6 protein-coding genes are annotated in these 11,869 nt (G+C 38.0%); all 6 read left to right on the plus strand.

Going from position 1 to position 11,869, the window contains the following annotated elements; translation table 11 throughout:
* The first annotated feature begins 213 nt into the window (after positions 1 to 213).
* The 6 genes from rimP to SD427_RS01765 all read left to right on the plus strand — a co-directional run bounded on the left by rimP (position 214) and on the right by SD427_RS01765 (position 11,862).
* Positions 214 to 681 carry a ribosome assembly cofactor RimP gene (rimP, locus tag SD427_RS01740; RefSeq protein WP_320559609.1) on the plus strand — a complete coding sequence of 156 codons (468 nt, stop codon included), beginning with the start codon at positions 214 to 216 and terminating at the stop codon, positions 679 to 681.
* A 15-nt stretch (positions 682 to 696) separates the two neighbouring features.
* Positions 697 to 1,932, plus strand: coding sequence for a transcription termination factor NusA (gene nusA, locus SD427_RS01745; RefSeq protein ID WP_320559610.1), 1,236 nt, complete (start codon positions 697 to 699; stop codon positions 1,930 to 1,932).
* 76 nt (positions 1,933 to 2,008) lie between these two features.
* The gene (infB, locus tag SD427_RS01750; RefSeq protein ID WP_320559611.1) at positions 2,009 to 5,053 is read left to right on the plus strand and encodes a translation initiation factor IF-2; all 3,045 of its coding nucleotides are present in this window, start codon (positions 2,009 to 2,011) and stop codon (positions 5,051 to 5,053) included.
* Positions 5,054 to 5,355: 302 nt separating this feature from the next.
* Complete coding sequence (locus SD427_RS01755; protein ID WP_320559612.1) at positions 5,356 to 8,205, plus strand: SusC/RagA family TonB-linked outer membrane protein; 2,850 nt, start codon at positions 5,356 to 5,358, stop codon at positions 8,203 to 8,205.
* Between the two features lie 12 nt (positions 8,206 to 8,217).
* Positions 8,218 to 9,789, plus strand: a complete 1,572-nt coding sequence (locus tag SD427_RS01760; RefSeq protein WP_320559613.1) for a RagB/SusD family nutrient uptake outer membrane protein — start codon at positions 8,218 to 8,220, stop codon at positions 9,787 to 9,789.
* 141 nt (positions 9,790 to 9,930) lie between these two features.
* On the plus strand, positions 9,931 to 11,862 hold the full coding sequence (locus SD427_RS01765) for a putative porin (protein WP_320559614.1): 1,932 nt from the start codon (positions 9,931 to 9,933) through the stop codon (positions 11,860 to 11,862).
* Positions 11,863 to 11,869 lie beyond the last annotated feature (7 nt).

Genomic DNA, 11,869 nt, shown 5'->3' on the forward strand with positions numbered 1-11,869 from the left:
TGTTTTTAAAAATTCAGTCACAAAAGTAATAAAAATACCATCATAACGCCTTTTAAATTAGTGTAAATAAAATTTAACTTATTAACCTGATAATAAGATATTTGCTTTTTTAATAAAAATTTGTATATTTGCAGTGGATTTACAGGAAAAACATGGGAAGGCCTTCGGAAGAAAGCCTTTTTTCGTACGGGTAAATCAAGATTTAAATAACGTATGGAGTTTAGAAAGAAAATTGAAGAATTATTGAATGAATTCCTGGCGGCAAGAACAGATTTATTTCTTATCGATCTGAAATTTTATGCGGGAGATGATATCACCGTAATCCTGGATGGTGATAACGGAGTTTCATTGCAGGATTGTCTGGATGCAAGCCGTGCCATAGAATTCAATATGGATCGTGAAGAACACGATTTCAGCCTGCAGGTAATGTCTGCCGGATTAAGCGAGCCTTTGGTAACCCCAAGACAGTTCGCGAAGAACATAGGAAGAGAAATTGACGTTTTGCTGAATGATGCAGCACATGTGGAGGGGGAACTGGCAAAAGTGGATGAAGAAAAAATTACATTGATCTTACGTTACCGCAAGCCGAAAGAGGTGGGTAAAGGAAAGGTAGATGTGGAGGAGGAAAAAGAAATTCCATACTCTGAGATTAAGAAAGCATTAGTAACGATTAAATTTTAAAAGAAAAAAGAATAAATGGACAATATAGCGTTGATTGAATCCTTTGGTGATTTTAAAGACGAGAAAGGGATCAGTAAGATTGACCTTATGGCAATTATTGAGGATTCTCTGAAGACACTTCTGAGAAAAAGATATGATTCGGATGATCATTTTGATGTCATTGTAAACCCTGACAAAGGAGATTTTCAGATATTTTTAAACAAAACCATTGTTGAAGACGATATGTCTGAAGATGATGACCTGGAAATTGAAATCTCTGATGCAAAAAAAATTGACCCTACCTTCGAAGTGGGAGAAGATTTTACCATGGAGATTCCTGTTGCCCAGCTGGGAAGAAGAAATATCCTTACCCTGAAACAGATTTTGGCTACGAAATTGCAGGAACACAACAATGCCATGCTGTACGAGCAGTTTAAAGATAAAATCGGGGAAATTGTAGTAGGGGAAATCCACCATATCCGTCATAAGCACGTGATTTTGCTGGATGATGAAGAGAATGAATTCATTCTGCCTAAAGAAAATCAGATCCCGTCAGACTTCTTTAAAAAGGGTGAGAATATCAGAGCTATTGTTGAAACGGTAGATTTCAAAGGTTCAAAGCCGCAGATTATTATTTCCAGGACTGCACCTAAATTCTTAGAGAAATTATTGGAGCTGGAGATCCCTGAAATTCAGGACGGAACCATTATGCTGAAGAAAGCGGTAAGGATTCCGGGAGAGAAAGCGAAAATTGCAGTAGATGCTTACGATGACAGAATTGACCCTGTAGGTGCCTGTGTGGGCGTTAAAGGTTCAAGGATCCATGGCGTGGTAAGAGAGTTGAGAAATGAAAACATCGATGTGATCCAGTGGTCTAAAAACCCTGAGATCTTAGTGAAGAGAGCATTAGGAAATGTGACGATCAATAAAATTGATATTAACGAGGAAGCCAATTATGCATTGGTATATACTCCGGTTGAAGAAATTTCCAAAGTAATCGGTAAACAGGGGCAGAATATCAGACTGGCTTCCTGGTTATCAGGATATGAAATTGATGTATACAGAGAAGCCAGTGAAGATGACGATGTGGATTTGAGAGAATTCAATGACGATATCGAACAGTGGATTCTGGATGAATTTAAGAAAGTAGGCCTTACAACTGCAAAATCAGTACTGGATAAGGAAACCGAGAGTCTTTTGAATATGGTGGATCTTGAAGAAGAAACCATTGAAGATGTGAAACGGATTCTGAGAGAAGAATTTGAAGATTAAAATTTTAAATAATTTTAATAAACAGTAAAAAGGAAATACTTTAATTTTAAGAATTAAAAAACAGTAAATAATATAAATGCCAAAAATTAGATTAAATAAAGCGGTTAAGGAATTCAACATTTCGATGTCCAGGTTAGTAGAGTTTTTACAGGCTAAAGGTATCGAGGTTGAAAGCAATCCTAACGCTCAATTAGAAGAAGCGGCATATTCTGCATTGGAGGCTGAGTTTGCCAAGGACGGCGAACAGCGTAAGGCTTCCCATGAGGTGGTGATCACAAAAGTTCCGGAAGAAAAACTGGAAATTGAAGAAAAGAAAACCCCTGAAGTAATAAGAGCTAAAGCTAATAAACCGGAAACTAAAATCTTAGGTAAAATAGACCTGGAGCCTAAAAAGCCTGAGATTGAAGAAACTCCTGCTCCGAAACCGGAACCTGTGGTGGAAGAGAAAAAAGAAGAAGCTGTTCCTGCACCTGCCCCGGTACCCGTACCTGAGGTAAAGGCAACTCCTGAAAAACAGGAATTTAAAGTTCTGGATAAAATAGATTTGTCCCAGATCGAGTCTAGAAACAGACCTGCGAAAAAAGACAAACCGAAAATGGAGGAGAAAAAAGCAGAGGAAAAGCCTGTACAGAAACCGGCTGAGCCTGTAAAAGAAGCTCCGAAACCTGTAGCTGAAAAACCGGCTGAAGTAAAACCGGCTGAACCGGTAAAGGCCCAGGAAGAATCCCAGCCTCAGGAATCTCAGAAAATCGAAACGGTTTACCAGAAACTTGACGGACCAAAAATCGTAGGAGAAAAGATCGATTTAACGCAGTTTGCCCCTAAAGGAGCAGGTGCTAAAAAGAAGAGGAAGAGAATTGAGAAGCCGGGAGGACAGAATCCTCAGGGCGGAAACAACAATCAGCAGGGAGGTAATAATAATAATCAACAAGGCAATCAGCAGGGGAACCGTCCTCAGGGTCAAGGCCAGGGGAACCGTCCTGCAGGCCAGGGCGGACAAGGCGGAAACCGCTTTGGGAATAATACCCAGGGAGGTGCTCAGGGCAATCGCCCACCTGGCCAGGCCGGGCCGGGCGGAAACCGTTTTGGAAACAATGCCCAAGGGAACCGTCCACCGGGCCAGGGTGGTGTCAATCGTCCTGCAGGTCAGGGTGCACAAGGCGGAAACCGTTTCGGAAACAACAGACCGGGACAGCGTACCATGCCTGTGGAATTAACGGATGAACAGGTTAAAAACCAGATCAAGGAAACCCTTGAGAAACTGACCAATAAAGGAGGTAAATCTAAATCTGCGAAACACAGAAAAGATAAGAGGAATTACCGTAGAGAACAGGATGAACGTCAGCAGGAGATCGATGCACAAGATAGGACATTAAAAGTTACAGAATTCATCACGGTTGGTGAATTGGCAAGTTTGATGAATGTTTCTCCTACAGAAGTAATTTCTGCCTGTTTCTCATTAGGGGTAATGGTAACCATGAACCAAAGGCTGGAAGCTGATACTTTATTATTGGTAGCTGATGAATTCGGATACAAGATCGAATTCTCTGACGCTGATCTTGAAGAAGCAGATTCTGAAGACGATATCGATACGGAAGACAGCCTTTTATCAAGAGCGCCTATCGTAACCGTAATGGGACACGTAGACCACGGTAAAACTTCATTACTGGATTATGTAAGAAAAACCAATGTGATTGCAGGTGAATCTGGAGGGATTACGCAGCACATCGGTGCCTATAACGTGCAGCTTGAAAACGGTCAGAGAATAACATTCCTGGATACACCGGGTCACGAAGCCTTTACGGCGATGAGGGCAAGAGGTGCGCAGGTTACAGATATTGCTATTATTGTAATTGCAGCGGACGATGATGTGATGCCTCAGACAAAAGAAGCCATTTCCCATGCCCAGGCAGCAGGTGTTCCGATGATTATTGCAATCAATAAAGTAGATAAGCCGAATGCCAATCCGGATAACATCCGCCAGCAGCTTTCGGGAATGAATATCCTGGTAGAAGAATGGGGAGGAAGCGTGCAGGCTCAGGAAATTTCGGCGAAATTCGGTAACAATGTAGATACCTTGCTGGAAAAAGTATTGCTTCAGGCTGAGATGCTTGAATTGAAAGCGAATCCTGAACGTGCCGCACAAGGTGTTGTGATTGAAGCATCCTTAGATAAGGGTAGAGGATATGTTTCCACTATGCTGGTACAGACAGGAACTTTAAAAGTCGGTGATTATGTAGTAGCGGGTAAAAACCATGGTAAAGTAAAAGCTTTGCTTGATGAAAGAGGAAAAAACCTTGAAGAGGCAGGCCCATCAATTCCGGCAACCATTTTAGGTTTGGACGGTGCGCCTACAGCGGGTGATAAATTCCGTGTATATGCCGACGAAAGTGAAGGTAAAGCAATTGCCAATAAGAGGGAACAGCTTCAGAGAGAACTTTCGATCAGGACTAAAAAACATACGACGCTTGAAGAACTGGGCAGACGTATTGCTTTAGGTGAATTTAAAGAACTGAACATTATCCTTAAAGGTGACGTTGATGGTTCCGTGGAAGCACTTTCTGATCAATTACAGAGGTTATCAACCGAAGAAATCAGTGTTAACATCCTGCACTCAGGTGTCGGGCAGATCACTGAATCCGATATCAACTTAGCAGCAGCTTCCGATGCCATCATTATCGGATTTAATGTAAGAGCAGGCGCGAATGCCAAAGATCTTGCAGACCGTGAAGAAATTGAAATCAGAACCTATTCAATTATCTACAAAGCGATTGACGAAGTTAAGGAAGCGATGGAAGGAATGCTTTCTCCGGAAATTCAGGAACAGGTAATCGGGAATGTTGAGATCAGGGAAGTCTTTAAGATTTCTAAGGTGGGAACAATTGCCGGTTGTATGGTTCTTTCAGGAAAAGTGACCCGAAACTCCAAAGTACGCCTATTAAGAGACGGTATCGTGAAATTCGACGGAGAGCTTGAAAGCTTGAAGCGTTTCAAAGATGACGTCAAAGAAGTCACCAAAGGCTACGAGTGCGGACTGAACCTTAAAGGGTACAATGATATCGAACAGGGAGACATCCTTGAAGTATATGAAGAAGTTTCCGTGAAGAAGAAATTGAAATAATTTATCATTTTGAGATAATAATCAAAGCCTGCTTTTTAAAGAGCAGGCTTTTTTTATATATTAATTTATAATAATTCTAAATAATTTTCGTGGTATTATATTAAAAGTGTTAAAGATAATATTAACAGTTATTATTTAGTACTTATAAAGTTATTTAACGATATATAAACCTAGAAAAATATGTAAAGCATATTATATTAGAGATTTAAGATGGTTTTTATATAATCATATATTTATAAGAAGTTTGTTAGTGTTAATATTTATTAACATATTTGTCATCTTAAATATTAAAATTTGTTAATATGAATGTGAGATTACGTGTATTGAGTGCTGGAGTTTTGTTTTTCACAGGGCAGGCATTTTTTGCTCAAACAAAGCCAGTTGATTCAACTAAAGAAACTAAAATTGAAACAGTTGTTGTACAAGGGTATAGAACTATTAGTAAAAAAACGGCAGTAACTTCTACTGCGTCTGTAACAAGTGAAACTATTGAGGGCAGACCAAATGCAAATGTGATGAACGTAGTACAAGGTCAATTAGCTGGAGTGAATATCACTGCCAGTACAGGACAGCCAGGTGCAAAATCACAAGTTATAATTAGAGGTGTTGGGACTTTTCAAGGTAATACTGATCCTCTATACGTAATTGATGGCTTTCCATCCAATAGTGATACTTTTAGATCTATAAATCCTAATGATATTGAGAGCCTGCAAGTATTGAAAGATGCTACATCTATAGCAGAATATGGAAATAGGGGTTCTAATGGTGTTGTTGTTATTAAAACAAAACAGGGAAGGTATGGTTCAGGAAAATTAAACTTTACATATTCCAGTCAATATGGTGTTTCATATCTGCAAAGACAAAGATATAACTATGCAAATTCCAATCAGTTACTAACATTAGAGAAAAGATATGGTATTGGTCAAGGGGCTACTATGTCGGATAATGATATAGCGAATTATGGAATAAATACAGATTGGGTTGATTATTTCTTGAGGCCTGCCGTTTTATCTAGCCATACGTTAGGCATTGAAACAGGAGGGGAAAATTTTAATTCGTACACTTCAGTAGGATACTTAGATCAGGACGGTATACTTGCCTCTACGGGAATAAAAAGATTTAATATCCGATCAAACATTAATGGTAAATCTGAAAATAATAAATTTAGATATTATGTAGGTATTGCAGCTGGTTTCTCTAAAAACCGGGAAGCTACAAATTTAGGAGAAGGAGCAATTAATCGTAATTATATTTTGGGTGCTTATGCAGGAGCTCCCTATGTTTCACCATTAGAATATCAAAATTCAAGTCAATTATTTAGCTTATATCAATCCAGCGGAACATTATTATATACACCACTTTTTCTAATAGATAAATTGAATCAATATAATAATGTCACTGATGAAACTAGATTAGACTTAACATCCGAAGTGTCTTATAAAATTTTGCCTGAGTTAACAGCACGGTTGAGAACTAATGCACAATTATTAAATACACGATTTACTCAAGCAGAATATCCCAATTCATTTAATGCATTGCTATTCCAGGCTGCAGGCCAGGAATTTACTGGTTTTGAAGATATCAATAACAGAAGAGAATTTACCTATAATAATTTATTAGGACTTGAATATTCTAAAAAACTGGGGGATCACACATTTAATCTGGCTGGTAATTTTGAATATAACTTTGCTAATCTCGAGGCAAATAATATGAGGCAGAGAGGCCTGAATCCTAAAACTTTTATACCTAATACTGGTGCTGGTTATGTAGGTGATCTATCTACAAATGACTTTTATGCTCCTCAGATTTCAGCTTCACAACTAAGATATAATTTAGTGTCTTATTTTGGGAATTTTGATTACGATTATAAAAAGAGATATGGTTTTGTAGCTACTGCCAGAAGAGATGGAACAAGCAGGTTTATTGGAGATTTACAATGGGGAACATTCTGGTCTTTAGGAGCAAGATGGAATATTAATGAAGAAAATTTTTTGAAAGATGTTTCTTTTATTAATGATTTGAAAATTAGAGGTTCTTGGGGAACAGTAGGAAATCAAAGGGTAATTGACGGAACTGTTTTTGCAGGCCTTAATCCCCCTCGATTTGCAGATATATATTCAATTCCTGCAGCAGCAGCAAGCTCATATAATGGAGGCCAAATTTATAATATTAATTTTGGAGATCCACAATTGCGTTGGGAAACTACAAAAACATATAATATTGGTTTAGATTGGGAGTTATTTAACAGACGTTTCAGAGGATCTTTTGACCATTATAATAAAAAGACAATAGATCTTTTTATGCCGGATCCTACAGCTCCAATACTCGGAACTATTAATATTGTTAGAAATACCAATGCAACATTAGTAAATAAAGGACTTGAGTTAAACTTGGCATATGATGTAATAAAAAGTGAAAATACCAGATTTACTTTAAGAGCTAATGCTGCAAGAAATGAACAAACATTTGATAATTATCCACTTGGTTTAGTAGATCAACTCCAAAATCCAACATACAGATCAATAAATGGAAATATGCTAAATTTACCATATGTATATCATTATATAGGAGTAAATCCGGCTAATGGAAATTTATTATTTGAGGATATTAATGGTAATCCTACAGAAAATCCAACCAATGCAGACAGAAAAGTTTATAAGTATAATAATTTTCCAAAATATCAGGGCGGTTTTGGTTTCGATTTAGAATGGAAAGGATTTTTTGCATCAACGACATTCACTTTTGTATCTAGTTTTGCAAGATATGATTATGACTTAGCAAATTCTTTAGATCCATCTAATTTAGGTACTTTTAATGTATCAAGTGATTTATTAAATGCGTGGACAAGCACAAATACCAATACTAACATACCATCATTAAATGCAGCTAATTTTGCAGCTCAGGATAATTCTGACCGTTTTTTGGTAGATGGATCATATGTTAGGCTTAGAAATGCTCAATTAGGATACAGACTACCAAAAAGTCTCATTCAGAATACTTTTGTAAGAGATCTTACTATTACTTTGCAGGGTGAGAATTTATATACTTGGACAGATTGGAAAGGTTTTGATCCTGAAAGTAATAGGACAAATGATGTCTATCAATATCCGACACCTAGAACATTTACATTAGGCCTTATGGTTAAATTTTAAAGATTAAAAAAAATGAAAAAAATAATAAATGCTATAATTTTAACAAGCAGCTTGTTTTTAGTATCATGTAGTGAAGATGTATTGGATCCTTATACACCAGGTTCACTAACAGAAGAAGTAGCTTTAACGACCAGCAGTGACATAGAAAAAGTAATGAACGCTGCATACTTACAACTTACAAGTAGGACAGAATCAGTTTTTACATCAGTTTTTACAGATGAAGTTGGCATAGGATATGCAAATGGTGGTCAGGGACTTAATACTGAATATGTCTTCTTTATGAACCCCAGCCAGATAAGTCCTATTAACTTATGGAACGGTACATACTTTGCGCTTGCAAGAATTAATAGAGTTTTAGTATATGCAGATAAAATTACGCCTGTTAATAATGATGATGCAAAAAAACTTGCAAATTTAAAAGCACAGGCGCTAACACTGAGAGCTTACTGCCATTTAAAATTAATGGCCTACTTCTCAACTAATTTAAAAGATGATAATGCACTAGCCGCTGTTTTAGCAGACAGAGTCTTTTTGCCAGATGAAAAACAGAATTTAAGAGCTACGAACGGAGTGTTTTATTCAAGTATTCAGGCGGATCTGAATAGTGCTATTTCAATCTTTACCAATAATAGTATTGCTTTTTCAAGTGTCTATGCAAATGCAACATTTGCGCGAGGACTAAAAGCAAGAGCCTATGCATTTAAGGGAGATTATACTAATGCTGAAATATGGGCAAATAACGTAATAACCAGTTCAGGTTTAACTTTAGCAACTCCAGCTGAATATCGTGCTTTGTTTTTCACAGATTCTCAGCCATTAACTTCAGAAGTGATTTTTAAGTTTAAAAGAACCAATAATCAGAATTCTCAGGATACTAATCTTCATAATGGATGGGTTTCCGTTAGACCTAATTTAGCAGGTTCTCCTTTTTATGAGGTAAGTAGATCGTTACATAATTTATTGAACCCAGCTAATTTGCCTGCCGGATCATTGGCTACATTGGGAGATGTAAGAGCAAATGTAATCATTGCACCTTCTTCTTTGATTGATGCAAATTATGCTACATCCACTGATTATAGAAATACAGATCGTCTTATTATAAATAAGCATGGAGGAGTTGTTTCTGGTACAGCTACTGCTGCAGTAACTGCTGGAAATGGATTCAACAATGATATTAAGGTTATGAGACTGTCAGAAATGTATATGATTAAAGCAGAAGCAAGAACTGCAGCTAATGATTTAGCAGGTGCTGCTACAGCTATTAAAAGCTTATTAGATGCCCGTTTCTCTACGCCTCAAGCTCTGCCTTCATTCACAAATGCAACTCAGGCTTGGGCTGAAATTCTTAAACAGAGAAGAATTGAATTTGCATATGAAGGTTATAGATATGTAGATTTAAAAAGATTGGGAAGCCTTGCTGGCGTTGGGATAAATAGAGATCCGGCTGATTATTCATCGAGTTCAGCAAATTATCCGGCTGCAAATCCATCTAACTTACCTCTTAACAGTAATAAATGGACTCTGCCGATTCCACAAGATGAAATAAATGTTAATAAAGCAATCCAGCAAAACCCTGGCTATTAATCAAACATTTTAAATTGAATATTTTTTTATCAACCCCGCATATTTATGCGGGGTTTTTTATTCCCTATTATTTCTTATTTTTGCGTTACAAAATCTGACAGTTAGATTTGCTGTATAAAATTTTGTATAACCAACAATCAAATGAAATACATCCTTTCCATCATACTTTTCCTCAGCCTCACTGCGCAAGCCCAGGTCGTCAATAAAACAGACGCCAATCAGCTTCCGAAAGACGATACCCTGGTTATTGATTCCGGGAAGAAAGATTCCCTGAAAATATTCAAGCCGACCATCAATGATTATCTGTACCAGACCCAGTTTTCGGAGAAGAAAGTCTTTGATACGGTAATGACCTTTAACAAGACCTATATTTTCTCGCAGTATAACAACAGGGATAATTTCGGACGGGTACAGGTGGCCAACATCGGGGCAGGGTTTAACCCTCTGTCTTATGAAGTCAATCCGGAACAGAACCTGTCACTGCTGCCTGCTCATAAATCTTATGGGATTTTAGGAGTCAATGACATCCGTTATTATGATGTAAAAACGCCGACTGCCACTTTCGTCTATCATAATGCCATGAAAAACGGTGCTGCTTTACATTCTACCTATACGCAGAATATCGGGAAACGGTTCAACTTTGCACTGGAGTATACCGGGCTGCGTTCGCAGGGAATGTACAGGAACTCTTTAGCAGCCAATAACAATACTCTGTTTTCCGGTCATTACGTGTCAAAAAGCGGAAACTATGAATTGTTTGCCCATTATCTGCACCAGAATGTAAACAACCAGGAAAGCGGGGGAATTGCAGTGGACAGTCTTTTCCAGAATGGCAACAGCGATTCCAGGAACCGGCAGAATATGCAGGTGAACCTGGCTTCGTCAAGCTCACAGTTTTCTTACAGGAGATATTACCTGACGCATCAGTTTGCGCCTTTCAATTCAGATAAGATTCCCTTTAAAATAAGACATACCCTATCGCATCAGGGAAATAAATACTACTATACCCAGGGTTCAGCGGAAGGCTATTGGTTTGATACAGTAGTAGACTTGGTAAACGGAGCGTCGCTTACTTCAAAAAAATATTCCGATAATTTCAGCAATACCGTAAGCCTGGTTTGGGACAATGAAAAATTTAAGCTTGATGCAGGAGCCCGCTATCAGATGATCGAATTCGGGACCTTAGAAATTATTTCGCCTGATTTCAGCCTTTCGGGTGAAATAAAAGAAGCCAGAATCGGAGCCGTAGGGAATTTACAGATCAGGCTTTTCGATAAAGTTCAGGTCAATTCATTCCTGGAGTTTTCAAACGGAAGCCGGTTCGGGACATATCTCAGAACGGCAAACAATTTAAAATTCGAGCCTGTTAAAGATTATTTTGTCAATGCGAAAGTAAATTTCCAGAGTGCCTATCCTTCATTTAATTATCTGGTGAATACTTCAGTCTACAGGAACTTTAATTATTACTTACCCGATGCAAAAAACCAGTCGGTTATGGAAATCGGGGGGAACATCAACCTGAAATGGTTCAAAACAGAACTGTTTGCCAGTTATTTCAGAATTGAAAACTATACCTATTTTGATGCTGCTGCCATGCCGAGGCAAAGTGAGAGCCCGGTAAATATTTCGCAGATCGGGGGTGATGCCACTTTCAGCTACGGGAAGTTCCATTTGAATACAAGGCTGCAGTTCCAGAATGTATTAACCAACAAAGATCTTTTGCCTCTGCCGGGATTTATCGGCCGAGCCAATTTCTTTTTCCAGTCCAAAGCATTTAAAAACGCCGCAGAAATCCAGGCGGGACTTAAAGTATATTATTTTTCAAAATTTGCATCAAGGGAATATTTCCCGGTTCTTAATGAATATATTCTGCCTGATGCCAATTCATTTTCCATTGGCGGACAGCCGATTGCTGATATCTACTTTAATATGAAGGTTAAAAAAATGTTCTTCTTTATTGAAGGCCAGCAGATCAGTACCGTAATTTCACATAACAAAGCGTATGCATTTCCAAGTTATCCGGTCTATGATTTCAGGCTGAATCTAGGGATTGTATGGTATTTGTTCAACTAAAACGTAT

The sequence above is a fragment of the Chryseobacterium sp. JJR-5R genome (assembly GCF_034047335.1).
Taxonomy (GTDB): domain Bacteria; phylum Bacteroidota; class Bacteroidia; order Flavobacteriales; family Weeksellaceae; genus Chryseobacterium.